At 34.8% G+C, this 22,462-nt stretch carries 18 protein-coding genes and 1 pseudogene; 1 reads left to right on the top strand and 18 read right to left on the bottom strand.

Features of this window, described 5'->3' with window-relative positions; genetic code table 11:
• Nucleotides 1–32: 32 nt before the first annotated feature.
• Entirely contained in the window at nt 33–1,613 is a 1,581-nt protein-coding gene (locus tag BMY13_RS03075) for an FAD-dependent oxidoreductase (protein ID WP_092502441.1), read from the bottom strand.
• A gap of 170 nt (nt 1,614–1,783) precedes the next feature.
• On the opposite strand from BMY13_RS03075, the gene BMY13_RS19400 reads away from it, so the two are divergent.
• Nucleotides 1,784–2,176 (top strand): hypothetical protein, encoded by a 393-nt coding sequence (locus BMY13_RS19400; RefSeq protein WP_175476693.1) that lies wholly within the window; start codon nt 1,784–1,786, stop codon nt 2,174–2,176.
• 163 nt (nt 2,177–2,339) lie between these two features.
• On the opposite strand, the gene BMY13_RS03065 is transcribed toward BMY13_RS19400, so the two are convergent.
• The 17 genes and pseudogenes from BMY13_RS03065 to BMY13_RS02995 form a co-directional block, all read right to left on the bottom strand.
• The gene (locus BMY13_RS03065; protein WP_092502437.1) at nt 2,340–4,100 is read right to left on the bottom strand and encodes an asparagine synthetase B family protein; all 1,761 of its coding nucleotides are present in this window, start codon (nt 4,098–4,100) and stop codon (nt 2,340–2,342) included.
• Nucleotides 4,097–5,401 (bottom strand): lipopolysaccharide biosynthesis protein, encoded by a 1,305-nt coding sequence (locus tag BMY13_RS03060; RefSeq protein WP_092502435.1) that lies wholly within the window; start codon nt 5,399–5,401, stop codon nt 4,097–4,099. The genes BMY13_RS03065 and BMY13_RS03060 overlap by 4 nt, the downstream gene beginning before the upstream one ends.
• A 25-nt stretch (nt 5,402–5,426) precedes the next feature.
• Nucleotides 5,427–6,467 carry a glycosyltransferase family 2 protein gene (locus BMY13_RS03055; RefSeq protein ID WP_092502433.1) on the bottom strand — a complete coding sequence of 347 codons (1,041 nt, stop codon included), beginning with the start codon at nt 6,465–6,467 and terminating at the stop codon, nt 5,427–5,429.
• A 114-nt stretch (nt 6,468–6,581) separates the two neighbouring features.
• Nucleotides 6,582–7,721: a DegT/DnrJ/EryC1/StrS family aminotransferase gene (locus BMY13_RS03050; protein WP_139184789.1), complete on the bottom strand. Its 1,140-nt coding sequence runs from the start codon at nt 7,719–7,721 to the stop codon at nt 6,582–6,584.
• Nucleotides 7,722–8,531 (bottom strand): 3'(2'),5'-bisphosphate nucleotidase CysQ, encoded by an 810-nt coding sequence (cysQ, locus tag BMY13_RS03045; RefSeq protein ID WP_092502431.1) that lies wholly within the window; start codon nt 8,529–8,531, stop codon nt 7,722–7,724. It lies immediately after the preceding gene.
• The gene (gene cysC / locus BMY13_RS03040) at nt 8,531–9,133 is read right to left on the bottom strand and encodes an adenylyl-sulfate kinase (RefSeq protein WP_092502429.1); all 603 of its coding nucleotides are present in this window, start codon (nt 9,131–9,133) and stop codon (nt 8,531–8,533) included. Before cysC ends, cysQ begins: the two co-directional genes overlap by 1 nt.
• A gap of 12 nt (nt 9,134–9,145) precedes the next feature.
• On the bottom strand, nt 9,146–10,924 hold the full coding sequence (locus tag BMY13_RS03035) for an SLC13 family permease (RefSeq protein ID WP_092502427.1): 1,779 nt from the start codon (nt 10,922–10,924) through the stop codon (nt 9,146–9,148).
• Nucleotides 10,925–10,941: 17 nt separating this feature from the next.
• Nucleotides 10,942–12,093, bottom strand: a complete 1,152-nt coding sequence (gene sat / locus BMY13_RS03030; RefSeq protein WP_092502425.1) for a sulfate adenylyltransferase — start codon at nt 12,091–12,093, stop codon at nt 10,942–10,944.
• 276 nt (nt 12,094–12,369) lie between these two features.
• Nucleotides 12,370–12,495, bottom strand: a complete 126-nt coding sequence (locus BMY13_RS19875) for a hypothetical protein (RefSeq protein ID WP_281243643.1) — start codon at nt 12,493–12,495, stop codon at nt 12,370–12,372.
• Between the two features lie 627 nt (nt 12,496–13,122).
• Complete coding sequence (locus tag BMY13_RS03025; RefSeq protein WP_092502423.1) at nt 13,123–14,100, bottom strand: sulfotransferase family protein; 978 nt, start codon at nt 14,098–14,100, stop codon at nt 13,123–13,125.
• 35 nt (nt 14,101–14,135) lie between these two features.
• Nucleotides 14,136–14,954, bottom strand: coding sequence for a sulfotransferase domain-containing protein (locus BMY13_RS03020; RefSeq protein ID WP_092502421.1), 819 nt, complete (start codon nt 14,952–14,954; stop codon nt 14,136–14,138).
• A 17-nt stretch (nt 14,955–14,971) separates the two neighbouring features.
• Nucleotides 14,972–16,459, bottom strand: coding sequence for a flippase (locus BMY13_RS03015; protein WP_092502419.1), 1,488 nt, complete (start codon nt 16,457–16,459; stop codon nt 14,972–14,974).
• 25 nt (nt 16,460–16,484) lie between these two features.
• Nucleotides 16,485–17,672, bottom strand: coding sequence for a glycosyltransferase (locus tag BMY13_RS03010; RefSeq protein WP_092502417.1), 1,188 nt, complete (start codon nt 17,670–17,672; stop codon nt 16,485–16,487).
• Nucleotides 17,673–17,952: 280 nt separating this feature from the next.
• Nucleotides 17,953–18,036, bottom strand: a pseudogene (locus BMY13_RS19160) (DegT/DnrJ/EryC1/StrS family aminotransferase); the annotation flags it as partial.
• Nucleotides 18,037–18,645: 609 nt separating this feature from the next.
• Nucleotides 18,646–19,860, bottom strand: coding sequence for a glycosyltransferase family 4 protein (locus tag BMY13_RS03005; protein WP_092502415.1), 1,215 nt, complete (start codon nt 19,858–19,860; stop codon nt 18,646–18,648).
• A complete protein-coding gene (locus tag BMY13_RS03000; protein WP_092502413.1) occupies nt 19,857–21,104 on the bottom strand; it encodes an O-antigen ligase family protein in 1,248 nt (415 codons plus the stop codon). The genes BMY13_RS03005 and BMY13_RS03000 overlap by 4 nt, the downstream gene beginning before the upstream one ends.
• 237 nt (nt 21,105–21,341) lie before the next feature.
• Nucleotides 21,342–22,451 carry a glycosyltransferase family 4 protein gene (locus tag BMY13_RS02995; RefSeq protein WP_092502411.1) on the bottom strand — a complete coding sequence of 370 codons (1,110 nt, stop codon included), beginning with the start codon at nt 22,449–22,451 and terminating at the stop codon, nt 21,342–21,344.
• Nucleotides 22,452–22,462: the final 11 nt, after the last annotated feature.

The raw sequence follows: 22,462 nt of genomic DNA, 5'->3' as shown, positions 1-22,462 counted from the left end.
AATGTATTGTGTATTCAATACATTGACCTTTTTTATTTTCCAAACGTATTTTTCATTCGTTCGAGTGGGTCATCTTCTATTGTAGGATCCCATTGGTCGGCATTATAAAGTTCTTTTTTAAGTTCATTATAGTCTATGTTTTGCACGCATGTTTTATTTTTAAAAGCAAGACCAGCAGCTGCTCCTGCTGATTGACCAATAATCATAAATACTGGTTCCATGCGGATTGACCCGTAGGCTATATGGGAACTTGATAAACAGACTGGAACTAATAAATTCGTACATTCATCTGCACGAGGACGAATGGAACGATAGGAAATCGGATACGGTGAAATGGGAACTTCAACATCCCCCTCATTGACACATTCTCCATCCAGCACAACTCGTCTAACATGATGTGAATCCATTTGATAGGAAGCAAGTCCAATCGAATCATCAACACGCGTTTTTCCTAGACAATTATTATCTGTCATTACGTAATCTGATATCATTCTTCTGCTTTCGCGAATATATAATTGCGGTGGCCAGTGCCCGGTATTTTCAAATTCATCTTTTGGCAACCCCCACTGTGAAACCTCCTCACGAATATGCAATGGAACTCGCGTGTCATTGGACAAAAAATATAACATTCCTAAGTTATAATTCACATGATCCTGAAAAATCTCTTCGCGAGTATGATAACTACCTTCTGGCCATTGATAGTTCATTCCAATATTATCAGTTGATACAGCCCCATAGTTATTCAAATCAGACTTCCCATTAGGAAGCATTATATGAAGATTCATAGCATCCCATACACCTGCAGTGATATAACGTAATAAAAGGAAATATCTATTTGGATCATACTTTGGGGGTTCTGGAAACGGAACGCGGTTTTCAGGAACTCTTGTTAGGCAAATACGAAAATTATAGGATTGAATACGGTGATCCCCGTCTCCCTGAGATACCTGGGGCGTGGAATCCTCGGTCACTCCAGGCAAGAGTCCGCTTTCCTTATCACCTTCTATGATATATGCATCAACTGGCTCTTCGAACTTATGATTTGGCTCACCAAAACGAACACCATTATATGTTTCGTCATATGTTGCATTTGACTCGCGCCCCACCGTGTAGGAAATGTTCGATTTTGCCATCAAATCTCCTTCATAACTAGCATCTACATAATATGCTCCCTTAAATGTATTGCCGTTTTCCATCACAATTTCATTGACCTCTTTATCTTTCATCTCAACTTCTTTAAGATGTTGGCCATAATAGATTGGTATATTATACTCTTCTATCCAACTCTTAAATACATGCTTGGCAGCTTTTGGCTCAAATGTCCATTGCTCTTCTTTACCATAATACTTCCCAATTTTTTTATAGAATTCTCTTGAAAGACCACCAATCGCATCCTTTGCGCCTAAATCAGTTGCACCAAGTCCACTAGCAGTAATCCCACCGATATGATAACCAAATTCAGCGATAGCAACCGTCAGTCCCATTGTTTTTGCCTGAATAGAAGCCGTGATTCCTGCTGGTGTTGCACCATATACAATTAAATCTTTTAAGATTGTTTGCGGGTTATTAGAAACTTTTGATGGCACATAGTAGTTAAGGTTACTAAAATCCATTTATTTCCCCCCGTTCTGTGCTTTCGCTAACCATGCCCCTAAGAAACTAATACATTGTTAATCATTATAGTATTAATATTAAGTCCTTAATAGGTCTTTAAACATTCCGGGGAACCAGAAGCTGCGCGTACCCCTTTGCTACTATTACAATCGATACCCGCGTGAAAAAAGTGGCATCAGGGTTAAATAAATATTTTTTCGATGCAGATGCCACTTTTCATGCTTTGGAAACGATAGTACTTATGAGAAAGGTATTTTCTGCTTTAGCAGAAAATGACCTATTGAAATTTAGTAGAGGATTTTCGGCCTGCGCCGAAAATCTACATCCTTGGAAAGTTCTAGCGCTCGAGTTTGGGGGCGGCTCGCTCGAGTTTGAGGGTGGCTCGCTCGAGTTCGAGGGCCGCTCGCTCGAGTTTAAGGGTTGCTCGCTCGAGTTTGAGGGCTGCTCGCTCGAGTTTGGGGTTGCTCGCTCGAGTTTGAGGGCTGCTCGCTCGAGTTTGGGGCGGCTCGCTCGAGTTTGGGTGCTGCTCGCTCGAATTTGGGGGTTGCTCGATCGAGTTTGAGGGTTGCTCGATCGAGTTTGAGGGTTGCTCGCTCGAGTTTGAGGGCTGCTCGTTCGAGTTTGGGTGTGGCTCGCTCGAGTTTGGGTGTGGCTCGCTCTAGTTTGGCGGCTGCTCGCTCGCAATTGGACATTAAAAAAAGCACCCCAATGAGGTGCCCCAAAGCTTACTTCCTTTTATGATCGCTATACAAAGTCTGCATGAGATTAATTTTCTGGACATAATTCAAATCTTTACTTTCAAACAACTTAGATACATCTTTTTCCTTGAGCGCTGGACCTATTACATCCATACCACTTGAATATTCACTCATAGCTTGTTCCCATTCCGCGCTATTCATAACTGTCGACCATTCCGTCCAGGGACCCTGGTTACCTCTAATCAATCCGGTTCTTTTACCTATTCCCTCGTTTATCCAGCTTGTAAATTGAACAAAGCTGTTAATGTACCATGGGTAATACGGTAACCTCCCATCAACATGAAACAGCCACTTTGTGGGCTTTAACAATGGCTTGGTTGCCTTTTGAAACAGTCTCCTGTTAAGCTTCCATTTTTGTGGAACTGCAGCACTTATTTTCACAGCATCTTTAGCCATGAAGGGTTCATAGGTCCGAAATAGCCTGCGATTAGAATGAAGGTTGGGTATATTAATATTCATAGAAATTGGCCAAAGCTGAAACCATTCTTCTGCGGATTCACTCCGAAAACGTTTAATACAATCTAGATGAGCTTGGCGTCGTTTTGTTAATTCTGAAAGTACGTCAGCCATAAAAGTATTGTTTTTTAAATGCATATCGACTGAATGATCATTTCTTTTAATATGAGGTACAAATGGAAAGCGTCCTGAACCACCGAATTTTTTAACACATGCACCCTTTAAGGAAACATCTGAGAATAGACCTCCAAAAACAGCGGGATACTCGTCCAACTTACAGCTTTTGTGAAAACCGTAAGTATGTGCGTGAAAATACTGTGAACCACCACCAACCAATTTTGTGCTAAGAGGCAGTATTTCAAGATAATGCAACTTGCCCCGTTTCGCCAAGTTGAAATTGGCACCATAAGCATTAGCAGCTCGTTTAGCCACTTTTCCTTCCCTGTTCATATCATCAAGGAAAATAAAGGCATCTCGGGTAGTATCCTTAGGTAACAGGCCAGAAATTGTACGAGAGTCTTCTCCACCACTAATAAACTGCGCAATATGAGACATTTCATTTGTAATAAGGTCCACATATTTTTGTATACCATTTCTAAGATCGTCAGCTGCTTTATCTATTGATTGATACATGTTTTTTTCTTCCGGCAGCCAATATGTGTTACTTTGGAATTCGGAGGTACTACTTATGAGAGAATATTCCGTTGCTGGTTTTATCTGGCGGATAGCATTGTACATTGTAAATGGAAAAGTTACCACACCATGAAGAATAAAATCGACTTTTGATATGACATCTATATTAGCTTGTTGATCGGCTACATTTGCCAGTAAATCGACGTGAGTTGACAGCATAATACTTGATTTCTGGTATGAAAAAACCGGGATAAATGACATTAAATCTGTTTTACAAGTTACTTCTGATGATTGCTTATTAATAATCAATATAGCAAAAGGACCACTCAAATCTTCATCCCATTGCATAACACCCTCACGCCAGCGGTCATAAATAGCTTTAGTACCTGCTACGCCTGAATTATTATTTAAAAACTTGTTATCCCGAAAATATAGTACAGGCCCGCCAATTACAACACAAATATGCTCAGAATTTTCATAAGGCTGAAATCCATTATACAGATTTTGGCTCACAGCTAGAGAACCCCACTCCCCATGAAATTCTTCAACTGATGGTCCATCCTGTTGATATATAGACTGAACTTCCTGTATTAGTTTTCCCTTTTTAATAGACTCTTTAGAATATATGAAATCACTCATAACCTATCGCCATCCGATTGTTTATTTTCATAGTTTTTACTTATTTGAAGCGTTATTAAAATTAAACTAATATTAAGTATTGCACCTGACACTCCAAACAAGGCAATCGCCACTAAATCACTCATAAATACATAATAACCAATTGCTAAAGCAGCAATTCTTGTTATTAACATAAATACCGTGAATTTCAAATGGAAAGCTTGCGCTGCCAAAACAGGCAGTGCCACAACACTGGGTCTATTGATAAATCCAAAAAAGGTCCAAAGTGCAATCCATCGTGCATATTCTCCTGCTGTCACCCATTCTGCACCAAACACAAAACTAAAAAGCCAGGGTCCAAAGATGATAACAGTTGCAAAAGGAAGTATCCCTACTGCTCCAAGCGCTATCGTTGCCTTTTTAATCAAATTTGTGAGGTTTTCACCATTGTTGGCAGCTTCAGATATTCGTGGATAAAAAACATCGCCTACCGATTTACTAATCAGCTGCGTTGGCAATCGAAGGACCATCCTTCCAATTGAATAAAAGCCTACAGAAGCTGGACCAAAAAAACTCGTTAGCAATAAAATTGGCAGGCCTTGTGATGCTGCATCCAGGAAGACTTCTGGTGCTCTATAGTATGGAAAGTCCCTATATTTAGTAGCAATTTCTTTCATAGATACCTTTTCTGTATGTAAATCTGTTTGCTTGTAGTCAGTTTTTCTAGCAAATATGACCATCATCAAGGCTCTCAAACCATTACCTAATGCCGATAGAATAATAAGAACAGCTGCTACCGGATAAATAAATCCAATTCCTACCTTACTTCCTTGTATAATTAAGGAATGAAGAAATGCCACTTTGGCTGTAATCGCAAATTGCTTTGTTCGAATTAACCATTGCTCTGCAACTTGCATGAAACCTGAAAATAGAACAACGATAGGAATTAAATACAAAAATGGAGCGATATCTCCCAGGTTAAATAATCTAACAACTGGCTGATGAAACACCAACAAGATAATAGCCGTAATAACTGCAATTCCGGTTGAAATACACAATGAAAGTAGAATTATTCCCTTAGCATCCCGATCACTCTTAGGAAGTACAATTGCTATTGGATAGGTCAACGCTGCAACGGGAGCAATAATGCCAACCACTGCCATAAATACACCCATTAAACCAAAGGCTTCAGGTCCATACAATCGAGTGATAAAGGGAGAAAGTGCCATCGTTACTAATTGAGCTGCAGCTGTTCCAGATGCCATTATTATGACATTGCGTACAAATGGCTTTTTAGTTAACTTCAAAATTTTACGCTTCATTCAATACCCCTCTTAAATATTGAATTTATAATAGTAGAAAGTTATATATATGTTTTGGCACCATGTAACTCAAATCCCTTGTTATTGATCTGACACTTTTGGCCTTACAAACTTCATCATATATCCGAAGTTTACGCCTCAGGATTATCTTACGACGATTTAAGACCACGAGCACGGTGTCTCTGATTATTTCTGAGAATAATTCTTCTTTAAACGGTTTATTACGCCTATTATGCTCCACCATTTTTGTTAGTAACCTTGGTAAGTGATCTAGCGTACTATCGCTAATCTCACTTTGATAGTTATCATTGAAAAATTCATTAAATACCCTCAATTCTACTTCTGTTAAATCAAAGTTATAGAAGTCTAAAATGTCTCGATGAATAGAATCGTTTATTTTTTTCCGTTGAATGATCTTACTGGACTTTGATTTTTTTGTAACATTAGTGTGCCCCGTCCGATACTTAAGTAATACCTCAGGTAGAATGGACAACTCACCCACTTTGGAAAGTTGAATCCACATATCATAATCCTGGGCTACAAAGTACTCAGGATTATACCTGAGCTCATATTTGTTAATAGTCTCTAAACGAAGGAAAGAAGTTGGATTAGCAATACGGTTAAGAAATAGTAATCCTGCCTTGATCTCTTCAGAGGTAATGTTCTTCGGCTTCATTACTTTTTTAAACCTGCCACCGAATATCTCATAATAAGTTCCTATACCGTCTATATTTGGATTGTTTTCCATATAATTAACTTGCTTCTCTATCCTTGTTAAATATGCAATATCATCCGAATCTATAATAGCCATATATTTGCCTTGTGATTCTTGGAGACCTAAGTTCCTAGTGTATGGTATACCTCTGTTAATTTCATTTTTTATTAACCGGATGCGAGGATCTGTATAGGAATTCACTATATTTACCGAATTATCCGTTGAACCATCATCTATGATTACTATTTCTATATTAGAATATGACTGGTTAATGACGCTCTCTAATGCTTCACTAATATATTCCTCGCAGTTATATAATGGTATAAATACGGTAACTAAAGGTTGCTTCATATGTGTAGCTCCTTAAACTTGTTTCTAAAACCATTAAACTAGTATGGACATAAATAATTATTTTTATAAAAAAAGATCCTTGCCTGATAAGACAAGGACCACTTACTATATTAATTACTTATTTAAAAGAGTATTGATAATACCAATCACTCGTTCCTGCTCTTTCTCACTCATATTCGATCCAGATGGTAAACACAATCCGTATTCAAACAAATAATCAGAAACACTGTTTCTCTCTTCGTGTGGGTAATAAGCTACACCATCGAATAAAGGCTGTAAATGCATTGGCTTCCATACTGGCCGCGCTTCGATATTATCTTCAGCAAGTCTATCTATAATATCGTGACGGGAAATTCCAGTTTGATTGGGGTCAATTGTTAATGCTGTTAACCAGCGATTAGATTTTGTGTCTGGTAACTCTGGTTGAAATTTAATACCAGGGATACTGGAGAAAGCTTCATGATACCTTTTAAAAACTGATCTCCTTTGTTCTACTCGCTTATCCAACACTTCCAGTTGGGCACGTCCAATTCCAGCAACAATGTTACTCATACGATAATTGTAACCAATTTCACTGTGCTGGTAATGTACTGCCGAATCACGCGCTTGTGTTGCTAGAAATCTTGCTTTATTTAGAATTTCCTCTTCATTGGATACAAGTGCGCCACCACCCGATGTAGTAATGATCTTGTTTCCATTAAATGAAAAAATACCATACATTCCAAATGTCCCACTTTTTCTGCCTTTGTATTCGCTACCTAAGGATTCAGCTGCATCCTCAATAACCGGAACCCCATAGGAATCACAAATATTCATTAACTCTTCTATACGTGCGCTTTGCCCATATAAGTTGACGATGATAACTGCTTTTGGTAACTTCCCATTAGTCTTCGCATCTTCTAACGCACGACTTAACGCATTAGGTGACATATTCCATGTATCCATTTCAGAGTCAATTAATATCGGATTAGCACCTTGATATAAAATTGGATTTGCACTAGCAACAAACGTCAACGATGAACAAAGTACTGTATCGCCTGACTCGACATTTAAATGTCTTAATGCTAAATGAATTGCTGCGGTCCCAGATGTAACAACTGCAGCTCCATTAACAGAATTATAGCTTGCTATTTCTTGTTCAAATCCATCAACATTATTACCTAATGGTGCAACCCAATTTAAATCAAAAGCTTCCTGTATATATTTTTGTTCGTTTCCACTCATATGTGGAGATGATAAAAACAAACGTCCCATTTAATATTTCCTACTTTCAGCCAAAAACCATCCATTTTTCAGATTCTCACGATTATAATAAAAACGTTCATTATCCTCATGTCTAATTACTTTCCCACCAGATGCTTCAACAATTGCTTGTCCAGCCCCTGTATCCCATTCCATCGTTGGTGCATAACGCGGATAGTAATCAGCTTTTCCTTCTGCCACTAAGCAGAATTTAAGTGAACTACCAGCCGAGACTACATCCACCTCACGATCCTCGCGTAATCCTTCAATAAATTCTTCCGTTTCTGCTGACATATGGGAACGACTTGCTACAACATTAACCACATCAGCATCAGCAACTTCTGGCAAACTAATACTTTCAGAAACTAACGCTTCATCACCTGTGATATCCTTTTTAGATGCATCTTCCAATTTAAAAGCACCTACGCCTTTACGACCAAAATAAAATGTATCCAGGACAGGTGCATAGATTACTCCCAATGTAGGGTACTTTCCTTCGATCAGTGCAATATTTACTGTGAATTCACCATTTTTCTTAATAAACTCTTTTGTTCCATCCAGTGGATCCACTAAGAAAAATTGGGTCCAATCTTTACGTTCCTCATAAGGGATATCCGTGCCTTCTTCACTTAGCACAGGAATATCTGAATACGCAGTTTGCAAGCCATTCATAATAGCCTGATGTGAACGTTGGTCAGCCTGTGTTAATGGTGAGTCGTCTTCCTTCGTTTCAACTTCAATATCTTTTTCGTACACATCAAAAATTTCGCGTCCAGCTTCCAATGAAACATCGAGTAATTTTTTTATGCTCACATCTGCCATTATTCCAAGTATCCTTTCTCTTTCAAATACGATACAATTTTTTGTACAGATTCCTCAAGAGTTAGTTTATCGGTATCGATTGTTACTTCTGGATTCTTAGGCTCTTCATATGGAGCGTCGATTCCAGTGAATCCTTTGATCTCTCCAGCTCGGGCTTTTTTGTACAAGCCTTTTGGATCACGTGATTCACATGTTTCAACACTCGCATCAACAAATACTTCAATAAATTCGCCATCTTCTACAAGCTCACGGACTTCATCACGATCTTCACGATATGGTGAAATAAATGCTGATAATGTAAACAACCCAGCATCAACCATCAACTTCGAAACTTCCCCGATTCGGCGAATATTCTCTTTGCGGTCTTCTGGACTAAATCCTAGGTTTTTATTTAGGCCGTGACGAACATTATCGCCATCCAGACGGTATGTGCGTACCCCTTGAGAATAGAGTTCTTTTTCCAATTCAACTGATACGGTTGATTTTCCTGAACCTGATAAACCTGTAAACCAAATTACTGCACTTTTATGTTTGTTTAATCCACGTCTATCTTCTTTCGTTACCTTCGAATCGTGCCATACGATGTTTTCTGATTTTGCCATGTTATATTCCTCCTAAAACCATACATTATATATTATTGAAACAGATGTAATCATTACTAAAATGCTAAGTGGCGTACCAACCTTTATATAATCTTTAAACGTATATCCGCCGGGGCCGAATACGATAAGGTTTGTTTGGTAACCTATCGGTGTAATAAAGCTTGCTGAAGCAGCGATTGCAACAGTTACCGCAAAACCCATTGGGGACACATTAAGCTGGGTTGAAAGTTCAAGAACAATTGGAATCATCAAGACAGCTGCTGCGGTGTTCGTAATTAATTCCGTAAATAAATTTGTCAAAAAGTAAACCATAAATAAGATAACTAATAGCCCTAATGGTTCACCAAAGCTGACAAGTCCCTTTGCCAGCCATTCAGCCAATCCTGTTTCTGTCATGGCCGCTCCGATCCCAAGCGCACTTGCTATTAACAACAATACATCAAACTGAACATATTGTTTCGCTTCTCCTGGAGTGAGAACTTTTGTGCCCAGCAATATGAGAACTGCTAATGCCATAGCCTTAAACATAGTAAACACACCGGCTGTAACTAGTGCAATCATGACGACTAACAGTGCGATTGAGAACCAGCCTTTTGCCGGATTCTGTTTAAGGGTTTTTGGTGTATCCAATGAAGATACAACATAAAAATCATTTGATTGGTAATGTTTTTCCAAAAAGTCAGCACCTGCTAATAACAATAGTGTATCCCCAGGACGTAAGACAATTTCCCCAACCTTGCTTTTAATCCGTTCATTGTTACGATGAACGGCGATAACGCCAGCATCATATTTCGAACGGAACTGGGCTTCTTTAATAGACCTTGACGTTAAAGAGGACTGGTGGGATACAACAACCTCAATCAAATTGGATGTACCATTTTTCAAATCATTTAATCCAATATTTGTACCTGTCTCAAGTGTCAGTCCTTTAATTTTTTCAAGCTCAGCTATGGTTGTTATCAAACCTGTAAAGATCAATCGGTCGCCTTGCTTAATAACCGTTCTCGATTTCACAGGTGAGATATGCTCTTTCCCCCGGATGATTTCAACCAAGTAAAGACCTTTCAGATCCCTGAGCCCAGCATCTTTAACGTTTTTGCCAACATGCTGAAATGACTCCGTTACATGCATTTCTGCGATATATTCCTTGGAATTTTCTTGAACCCGCTGACTGAATCCTTTGTTATCTGGAAGCAGCCGGTGGCCAATTGTAAATAAATAAATTAGACCGACAATGGCAATTGGAATACCAACTACTGCTAGGCTAAACAACGAAAATCCACTAAAACCATAATCTACCAGCATTCCGTGAACTACTAAGTTAGTAGACGTTCCGATTAATGTAATCGTTCCACCTAAAATAGTGACATACGATAATGGAATTAGATACTTAGAAGGGGCAATCCCACGATCCTCACACCATTTTTTAATGATTGGCGTAAATGTTACTACAATCGGTGTATTGTTTAAGAATGCTGAAAAAAATGAGGTAGGTAGAAAGAATCGCAGCATGGAACCGGTTTGTGTCTTACTGTTCTTCAGCCAGCCTTCCATCATCCGATCAATCAGTCCACTTTTTTGCACTGCCCCTGCAACGATGAACAGCAAAGCAATCGTAAGCATTCCTTGATTCGAAAATCCACTCAATGCTTGGTCCGGTGTTAATATACCAGTTACTAATAAAATAACCAATACTGAAAAAATAACCATATCAGGCCGAGCTACTTCAAAAAGTAACCCGGCTAACATGGCTATAATCATGATCAGAACAAAAATCATCTCAAATGACATGGGAGTCAATCCCCTTTTTAGTTTTGTTGCATCCCTTTAATAAGAATGTCAGCAACTTCCGGACGTGAAAATTCCTTTGGAGGACGTTCCCCATTGCGTAATTTTTCTCGTACTTTTGTTCCACTTAAATGTACATGGTATTCTTTATCGTGCGGGCATGTCTTGGCTGTACCCATATTACCACATTCTGTGCAGAAGAAAGCATGTTCAAATTTAAATATTTGAATACCTAACTCCTCTTCAAACTGTGATATAAACTCTTGCGCTTCGTAAGTTCCATAATAATCACCCACACCAGCATGGTCACGGCCGACAATGAAGTGTGTGCAACCAAAGTTTTTACGAACAATCGCATGCAATACAGATTCTTTTGGCCCAGCATAACGCATAGCTGCTGGATAAATCGCAAGACGAGTACGTTCAGCAGGATAGTAGTGTTTAAGGATCGCTTGATAGCTTTCCATGCGGATATCTGCTGGAATGTCATCTGATTTTGTTTCACCGACTAAAGGATTTAAAAGTAATCCATCAACAGCTTCTAGCGCACATTTTTGAATATACTCATGTGCACGGTGTACTGGGTTTCGTGTTTGGAATCCGACAATCGTTTTCCAGCCTAAATCAGCAAACATTTTGCGTGTTTGATTCGGGTCCATATAGAATTCGTTAAATACGCCATGATCAGGACGGTTCAATAACGTAATTGGTCCACCTAAATATACATTTCCACGGTCATAAAGTTTTTTAACACCTGGATGTGCTTCTTCTGTAGTCCCATAAACGTTCTGTGCCTCAAGCTTTTGATCATACGTATATTTTTCTTCTAGCTTAATCGTTCCATAAATGATTCCGTCTTCACCTTTAAGTGCGATTTCCTCACCTATTTTATACTGTTCTGCTTCATTCTCTGTAACAGACAATGTAATGGGTACTGTCCATACTGTACCATCAGCTAAATGATTGTTTTTTACAACATTCTCATAATCAGCTTGTCCCATGAAACCAGTAAGTGGACTAAAGCCACCAATACCGATTAGTTCAATATCTGAAATCACCCAAGGGTTTGCTTGAATTGTCTTTAATGATTCAGCATTTGATACTGCTTGTTCTCTTTCTTGTCCTTCTAGTTCGCGGTTCACTAGTGTACCGCCGTGTGGTTGATTCGACATATTGTTACCTCCATATGTATATGTTGTTTAGATAAAATCTTATAGCGAATGTAAATATAATAAAACACACTTATATATTTTAACATAAAAGCTTGTATCTTTGAAAACTATGTCAAAAAAGTATGTGTCAAGTTTTTCACAACATTGGTTGAATACCAATATTTCGAGCACTCTATCTTTCTACACTTTTCATCGGTTACCACCGCGCTTTCGCTTGCTGGCCTGGATTTTCTGTCAGATTCTACAAACCAAGAACCTGACAGAAAATCCAGAGTATTAACGGAATGTCTTCATTAGTTTTCCCACTCCTGGTGTATGAGCAAGATACAGACTAACATATCCTTGCTTTACTCCGATTGATGGACGTATAGGTTGACTGCCATCCTTCATGAATAATGGCATGACGGACCTCATGGCTTTTTTTCTTCTTTGTAGAATGTACAAATATAAATAATCTACTTCTTCTTTTCCCTGTGGCTATGTTGTGGTTTCTTCCAGCTCAGCGACCATTTCCACTTCAGCTTGTACTCACACACACGCTTCACGATGCTTCCAACTGTATATGACTCATGGTTACTGCTGTCCACTCCCGCAGTGTTTGCGCTGATGCCGATACGTTCTTTCACTTGCCAAGGGTGAGTTGAAAACAGAAGTTCTGAATGTGAGACCTTTTCTATTCTTCACGTTATACCTTCCAAGAAATGTTCCTGTTTCTTAGCATTAATCATTTTTTTGATCTGTGAGAACACCTCCCCCATTTGAGAAGCAATTAAATTATACATATAAAGCCGAACGCTTTCTTCCAAAACAAACTAAAACCTAAAGTGAAAGATATCAGATCACATGAGTAATGTGCCTTCCCATCTCACCAGCTCCATTTTAATATGGCTTAGATTCAATAAATAAGTAATATCCTGGCGTAATAGAGTAACAGAAGAGGAGCTAACACCTAAGTTATTAGAGGGTACTACTACAACCAATATTTACAAAGTCATCATATAAGCAGTGTATTAAAACTCTTCCATAATGTTATAAGTATTTAAATAAAATTCTATTAGCAATATATGTCTTAGGATTCTCTCCTCTCGCAAATTTAAGCATACTTTTATTTTCAATTGTTCTATAGCCATATCGGTTTAAGGTATATTTAAATAATTTATTTACCAAGTTCACCTCTGTTGGTTCTATTTCAGAGGTCCATCTAGATAGTCCTTCGCTAGACAGTCCTTTAAATTTAACATTTGTAGTACTATTCCCTTCCCAATTTTCACCTTTCACTGTTGGTACATAAGTAATTTCTTCATCTGATATTCCAGTAAATTCTACAATTTGTTTAATCTTTTGTTCCGGCTTCATAACTAAGTCTTCATACTTAACTACTAAATAATCTTTATCTAATGTTACTTGATTTTTCTCTAAGTAATAATAATTGTTGTAAAGAGATTGAATAATTGGCCTTAAATTAGGATAACCATTCTTAGATTTAAACTTCCTAATTGAAACTATATTTGAATATGGATTTCTAATAATATGAATAAACTTTGCATTTGGATATATCTTTTTTAAAATATTTGCAAATTCGGCATTTTCTACTGATTTTTCAATTACTCTTAGGTTATTAGCTAACTTCTTACTAGTTAGTGAATGATACATAGCATGAATATAGTTTTCAATTGATGTTTTCAGGCTCATGTAATCAGAATATCTTCTTATTTCTTCAGTAAATTTTTCAAAGCTCCAAAAACCTTTAGTGTCACTATCGGCATACTGATCTGACAAAGTATTAACATATTTTATCCAATTCATATAATTTTCTATTATTTCACTCTCACTTATTGTATTAGGAAATTTCCTTCGAATTCCATAATCAATCCAATACCCATTATGCTTAAAAAAATGAGCTTCTATAGGAATAACGAAAAGCTCACTATGGCCATCAAACAAATTTCTTAATAAACTAGTCCCTGATTTGTGTGCACCCATAATAAAAATTGGCTCTTGATTCAATTTCTCTCACCACCTGTTTTAAGCTAATATCAGTCTTAATCCCATTTAAAGTTACGTTGTAGTAATGAATTTAATTTCTCATTATGTGGTCTAAAGTAATTTTGCAAATATTCTCTAGTATCTCCCTTAAGTCTTTCAGAGTACCCTGTCTTGTTTTGCGCTTTAAGGTTAAGTTTAATGTCTTTCTTGAATTCTAATCCTAAAAAATTAAAAACTTCATTTAAGTAAGATTCAGTATTCTTATAGAAATCTTCAGATTCAATAAATAGGAACTGCTCTTTTGGATAGTACTCCAACCATTTTCTTAGTTGTTCATAATAATGTCCTCTTTTTAAATAAGACCTATACTTGTAATTGTAAGTAAATTCTTCTGTTATAGTTTGATGTTGATCTTCTTTAATTGCCTCCTCAAAAGATAAAGGGTTGTACGCTTTTGTTTTATTAGAATTGCGTTGGAAATTATATTGAGAGTAAGCCCTATCAATTGGATTTCTTAAAAGCACAATAATCTTTAAATCAGGATAATTTTCGTAAATTCTCTTAGCACATTTATGGTAATACAAGTAATCAGGTGTCGCTTCCCCGGTCTTATAGCCCTTTTTAGTTCTCAAAGGAAATTGAGCTTTATACCATGGGATCCCTTTATGATATTTTTCACTAAAAAAGTGTAATTCTTTTGTTTTTGGCGAAATAAAGTTTTGCGCATACTCATTGATATAATTGAACAGAGATGTTGTCCCTGCCTTTTGAGCACCGATAATAAGAAAGTCGGGGTGATTCCCTAAACCGAAATTGCAAGCCATCCTTTTTGTGTTAAACGAGATAGTCTTAATATACTTGCTGATTGAATTCATTGAAGATCCTCATTCCTTCATTTTTTTATTTTTTTAATCACAGAATTTAAAATTACATTGTCTTCTTTTGAAAAACCAAAATAATAATATATAAAGCAAAACATTAGTATAAAAACAATTGATAATCCAATTAGTTGATTAAACCAAATGAGGCTTAACCAACTGTTTAGTAAGTAGATAATTACAAATGAGATAATAAATGTCATAATCAATTTTAAGAAGCTAGCATCATAAGGATGAATTTTATGTATCTTATAAACTAATATTAACCTTAATATGTTAACAATAAGTACTGAAATTAACGAGGCAAAAGCCGCGCCTTCAATTCCATATATTGGTATTAGAAAGAAGTTTAAAGTAATATTGAGAATAACCGTTATAAAATTAATGTACATCACATAAAGGGTATTACCAGTCATAATAAGTATAAAACCCGCGGACCCTACACCTGCATTCATAACCTGCCCAACTGCTATTAATATCAATGCTGTCGAACCCGCAATAAACTCACTACCAAAAACTCTCATGATTTCTTCACTGAAAAGTAGGATTAGGGCAAAAGCAATTAAGTTTACGCCGACTACCCATTTTGTTATAACCTTATACATGTTTGCCAATGTATCAATATCACTCTTATTATACAGAGAGGATATTGTGGGAGCGAACATAGTATTAAATGCTACAAGAATGAAACTACTTAGAGTTCCAATTCTTAAAGCTATATTATATATACCTACCTGGTCTTCACTAAGAAAATAACCAATCATCATGATATCAGTCTTTTGACTAATTAGCCCTAAATAACCAGTAAGTAATAATGGGAGAGAGAATTTAAACAATTCTTTATATCGACTTGATTCCCCCAACCTAATTCTACTAAATAGACCTTGTTTATAAATTCCAGTTAACAAATATATAGTACCAACGATAGTCCCTACATGAAATGCTACAGCTAAACTATATGTTCTGAACCCAATCAAAACAGTAATTAAAAGTACTAGAATTTTTAGTACGGGGATTAATATATCACGATTAATAACAAAATATTTTATCCTCTTTATACCCTGGAAAGCACCTTTTGAAAGCTGGATAAGAGTTGTAAATATTATTAAAGGGGACATTAACTTAATTAGATTACTTAAATCTGGTTTATTTAAGAGATTTTCCGCAATAAAATCACTATTGATAAATATTAATAGAGACATTGTTAAACTTATTAAAAATACAAGAAGAAAGCTAAAAGTAACTATACTATTACGTTTATCCATTTCTTTGTTCTCATTAAATTTAGGAATAAAATAAACTAACCCTTGTTGTAAGCCCATCATAGCTAACAATGGAAAAAAACCTATAAAGGCAAGAATATACATGAATTCCCCATAGACTTCTGCTCCTAAAAATCGGGCAGCAACAAAATTAAAAAGCAAACCAAAAATAAGACTAATTAGCTTCCCAGTAAAAACTATACCCGATTGTTTTGTAACGTTTGTTAATTCTTTATTCATATTAAACTTCCTTGTTATTCATTATCTAATCATTTGGTAGAGATTTATATGTTTCAATTTCAAAATCAGTTATATGATCCCAACTGAACTTTCTTTTGACTCGTTCTCTGTACTGCTCTTGAGTTAAGCTGTCTCCTTCTAGAATTTCAACAACTCTATTAGCCATATTATGTGTAAAATCGTTATCCATATTTATAATATTCTTGGTGTATTCAATTGCTTCTGGAAGACCTCCAACATTGGAGCCGACTACAGGGACACCACAAGAGTTTGCTTCGAGAACGACCATACCAAACCCTTCATTTCTACTTGGAACGACTAAAACATCAAGTTGATTCATAGTGATTGGAACTTCATCAGGATTGATTCCTCCGGTAAATTTCACATTTACATCTGTGGCCTTTTTCTTAAATTCCTCTTCCAGACATTGTGATAAGCTTCCATCACCAACGATTACGAATTCAACACTATGTTTCTTTTTATCTATCCCTCTATAAATATCAACTAAATAGTCGGCACCTTTCTTTTCCTCAAGTGAGCCGACATATCCTACTACTTTTTTTCCAGAATCTTTACAATGATCATTGATTCGAAACATGTCTAAGTCAACACCATTGTAAGTAATAGCTTTGTTATATCCGGTATATCCAATTTTCAAAGCGTTAGCGTACAATTCTTCGCTTACAAAAAAGCATTTATTTGCATTCTCCATAACAGTAATCATTTTCTTTTTGCTTTTTTCTTTCAAATAATTAATATCGCTACCATGGAATGTAATATAGTAAGGGATTGAATATTTATTACTTAACTTATACGCTACATAACCGTTTGGCCATCCCCAATGAGCATGAATCGCATCTGAACTTTTAAGGTAATTATCAAACCGGGCGACATACTTTTTAACTATTTGATCTTCTAGGGATTGTTTTAAAAAGTGTCTTTTAAAGTAGCTAAATACATCAAGTTTTAAATTAAGGTTGTGTATATCAATACCATTATACTCACATTTCTTAATATCTGGATTTTTGTTAATTTTTTTACTAAAAATGAACTTCCCTATTAATCTTACGAGTGTACTGTGACCAACATTACAGTTAGTAATTATTACTTGTCTCAATTTTTTATTGTGCATTTTCATACGCTCATACGTCGCATTAAATAAGCCACCTTTATTGTTATCAACATTCATGTTTGTTATAAAAAAAACCTTCATGTAATCACCTTTTCAATTCAACATAATTATTCCCATTACTACTTCTAATCCTTCAACAAGTGTTTGAGAAAAATCTCGTTTCGTATTTGCATTTTCTTTATCAAACTTGATTTACTCTTGTGTAATGTGCTATTTATATATGCTAACAACCATTACCTAATACTTCTCCCAAAAGCCTATATAGGACATATACACGATTTCTGAAAGAATTACATCTTGAAATCCCCCGTATGTGCACTTAACACATACATTAATGTTATGGGGGACTGATCCTTTTGTAAAAGACTGGTTTTAAACCATTCCTAATGATTTCATTTGTCGTAGATGCAAAAGTAAATGGAGTAGTAATCACTTCTCCTGTAAGCTATAAGGACCTATAAAATATAGTCCCATGCAAGCAAGGGAATCATATATTGTTTTTTCTGATGTATTGGTTGATCAATAAGAAGTCATTTCTAATGAAACAAGTTGGCTTGCCAGAAATCATGGTGAAAACATGTCACATCTTATATAAATTTTTTTAAGAAGTTAATAAGTTTATCCGGGACGTATTTGGAGTAATAAGAAAAAGATTAAACGCTTTTTATGGAGCGGTTATGTGCATTTTCAAACATCTTCAAACATCCTAATAAAGAAAATTGCCAATTAACCAAAGGGATTTTAGACTTAAAGGCATGATAAACATGTTCATATTATTCCTTCAAGTCATTATTTTGGTCGATTAGAAAAATTAAAAGGTTAACGGTTCCAATGAAGCCTCTATATTTTCATATTTTAAGAAACCTAGTCTGGGTATATGCCTATTTTTAATGCAACAAATACTGACTAATGGGTTCTCAAGTCGACTTTCCAGTTTTGAATGATTTCGTTTTCAGTTAGAAGGTTTCTCATAATATGCCTCGCCCACATTAAAATTATTTTTTTGTATAATAAAATGCTTTTGTATGTGACCATCTAAATAAAAAGGGCAAATTCAGTTATTTTTATAATTATCAATTGTTTCCTTCATAACCTCTAAATAATACATAGCTAATTGTTCTTGAGTCTGGTTTTTAGCAGTTTCCAAGGCATTATTGGTTATTTTCTCACGCTCTGTTTTGTCCAAGCGTAGCACCTTTAATAAAGTTAATTTTAGATCATGAATATTTCCTGGTTCACTAAGAAATCCATTTTCACCATTTATTATTGTACCATCAATTCCTTCACCTTTAGATCCTATTGTTATACAACCATTGCCCATGGCTTCGACGTACACAAGCCCAAATGTTTCAGGTGAACTAACCATTACATAAATATCACTTTTTTCCATATGTTCCATAACCGCTTCTCTAGGAATATAGCCCAAAAACTCTATATTTTCTTGAGCATTTGACTTTTTAGCTAAGCCAAGTAGCTTTTCTCTTTCCGGTCCATCACCAGCAATCCTTAATTTTATATTGTGCTTTTTTGAAATTTCATCAAAGGCTTTAATCACAACATCAATATTTTTTAATGGAATCATACTGGATGCTATAAAAATAATTTTAGGTGGTGACATAATTTTTTGCCTTATTTTTTCTATTGATATTATATCTTTTCTGTTTATTCCTGAATTTATTATAAATGCATCCTTCAACAAATTATTGTTGAGAATTGGTAGTGTTCCAAATTCCTTATATAGTTTATGTGATCTAAATCCAATTCTATCTATAAATTGCTCAGCATGTCTATATTTATTTAATCTTTTTTTCATACTCTGAAGCTGAGAAATATCCGAATGATGCATAACTAACATAAGAGGTTTGTTTAATTCCTCTTTTAATAGAGATGCTATATATAATGAAGGATTAATCATGTGGCAAACAATCACATCAGGTATAAAATCATTTTTGATATTTTTTGTTATATAATTATACACTTCTTGAATATCTTTAGATAAATAATCAATTTTAGGGTATTTATTTATAATCTGCCTGTTTACACTTACACCGTCAAGATTAAACTCTGCTTCATTTCCATATTCATCTGCCTGTTTCCCTTTATTTGTAAATGAGAATAGTTTAGAGTACTTGGGCCATAGTCTTATAACATTGACTTCATGACCTGATTTAACCCAGTCTTTTGCAAAATAATGTAATGCGTAAGAAGTTTTCTGTCTTGATTGTTCTTTGTATCCAGGGTATAAAGTTGTTATAAATAAGATTTTCATGATAAGACCCTTTCTTCAATTTCAGATGATGTATACTTTAATTTATAATAATAACCAATTACAAAAAATAAAAATGTTGTAACATCCGGTTGCATATTTATTGTTCCTGCAAAATCTGAAATCAATATAACTGTAATAGATATAAAAACAAAGATACTCATGTTATTTCTAGGCCTCTTAATAAATAAGAATATCAATTTAGACACCATACCTAGATACAGTAATAAACCGATTAACCCATATTGCATGACTATTTTTAAATAGTAATTATCAACAGCTTTACCAATATCTCTTACAAAGTGGGTCCCATGACCAAACAAAGTGTTAATATTAATCGGATACAAGTAAGTATTTATATACGTTTTCCATATTTCAACCCTACTTCCTACAGTAAGTAAGTCCCCAACAGAAAATCTTCTCGTAATAAATGGAAGACTCGCCACAATAACAAAACCAATTATGCCCCCAATTACTAAAGTAAGTAATTTTAACAATAAATTCATTTTACTGAATAAAAAAGATAACAGTAAGCCTAATGCAAATAATATATAAGCAGTTCTAGATTGAGTTAGTATAACTGCATAGCTTGACATCAATAGAGTTATTATTAACAATATCAAAACATATAGTTTTTCTTTATACCTTGGAATTAATATATTTATAATAAACATTATAAAAACAACAATAAAAACCCCATAAGTATTTGGGTTTCCAATTGTTCCAACTATTCTTCCTACACTCCATGTTTCAAAATTATGATTATATTTTTCAAAGAAAGCATAATTACTAAGTGTTATTATTCTAAACTTTTCTGAATAAACCTGAAGAATTCCTACTATCACTTGTAATATACCAACCATCCATATTACTTTTTCAAAATAAGATTTTTGTACATTTTCACTAAAAGAAGTTCCCAACATAAAAGCAACTAAGGGTATTAATGCATAAATAAATGTTCTTAAAAGAAGAATATACGAAGATGGGTATGCAAACAAGCTAACCAAATCTATTATAATCGTAACAAATATATATATAAATATAACAAATGTCGCTTTATTTATACGTAATTTTTCATAATAAATAATTAGTATAAATACCATGTATAAAATTATTATTCCAAAATAATCACGTCCATTAATATTAGGAGCAAAAAAAACCGTCAACATCATTAGTACTAGAAGGAATTTTTTAAGTTTTACGGATAAATTCATATTACTATAATCAATATTTTGTAGTTGCATCATAAATTCTTCTCCTAGCTCCAAAATTGATTTATCTGGGAATTAAATGAATCAAACCAAGCATTATTGTCAGAAAATTAATAATAGATTTGACGAAATATCTAAAGGACTAATTTTTTCAAATTGATCATCTTTGATTTACATCCAGTACACCTAAATAGCAACTTGTGTTAAGAAAAACACTAAAAGAACTAGATGTATTCATAATTAAATCTCCTCATAAATAGAATCCTACTCATTTTAAATCTTTTTTTCTTCATATACTTCTCTATACTTATTTTCAATATTACTCCAACTAAATTTATCTATTCTACGAATACAATTACCAGAAATACTGTTATAAGAATACATAATATCTAAAATTCTTGCACTGATTTCTTCGTAAGAAGTACTCGTAACAGCAAATCCTACTTCTCCATCTTCAAATTGTCTATCAAACCCTTGACCTTTTGAGTAAATTACAGGCAGTCCTTGGCTCATTGCTTCAGCATACACCAATCCGAATGTTTCAGTTTTTGATGGCATTACAAAAATATCATTGGCACGATATATATCTATAAGTTCTTTTTTGGTTTTTGGTGATACATAATTCACATAAGATAATTTTTTAATTTGCTGATATACTAATCTATCACCTATACTACCTACTATAGTAAACTCAACATTCCATCCGTTCTTTTGAAGTGTATCGATTGCGTTTATAGTTATAGTAAGATTTTTATTTTTATTAATAACACCTACATATATCAATCTTAGACTTTTTTGTTTTGGACATTCTTTTGGTTTCCCTTTATTCTCAAACCAAAAATCATCTATACCATTGGGGATAACCACTGCTTTATTCATAATTTCTGTTTTAAGGTTGACAGGAACATATTTTTCAATAACCTTCTTTCTATAAGGTTCTGATAAAAATATTATCTTGTCTGATTCTTTTAATATCTGAACGCCAAGCTTTCTTAAATAAACCATATATTTAAAAAAAGTGTTAACATCAGTATTTCTCACTGCAACGACAAAAGGTATACCAAAATCTTGTTTCAGCTTCATTGCAATATATCCATTTGAAAACAGCGAATGAGCATGGATAATTGAATAATTTTGTATATCATAATGCTGTATAATGTTTTTATATATTTTATTATGCTTTAGGTGGAAAAGAACTCTGTCATATTTTCCATGATTTGCACTTATCGTTGTATAATCACCAAGCCTAAAATCTGAACTTTCATGTGATGAAGGAACTGGAACAAACACATCGATATCTAAACCACTTTTTATTTGCTCGTCATACAAATTTTTATAAAAGCTACTTCCACTAAAATATGAATTAATGTGCAATACCTTCATTCGCTAACTCC

This window comes from Virgibacillus subterraneus (assembly GCF_900110695.1).
GTDB classification, from domain to species: Bacteria; Bacillota; Bacilli; order Bacillales; family Amphibacillaceae; genus Lentibacillus; species Lentibacillus subterraneus.
The sequence above is the reverse complement of the archived record's forward strand: the minus strand, read 5'-3'. Positions and strand labels throughout refer to the sequence as shown.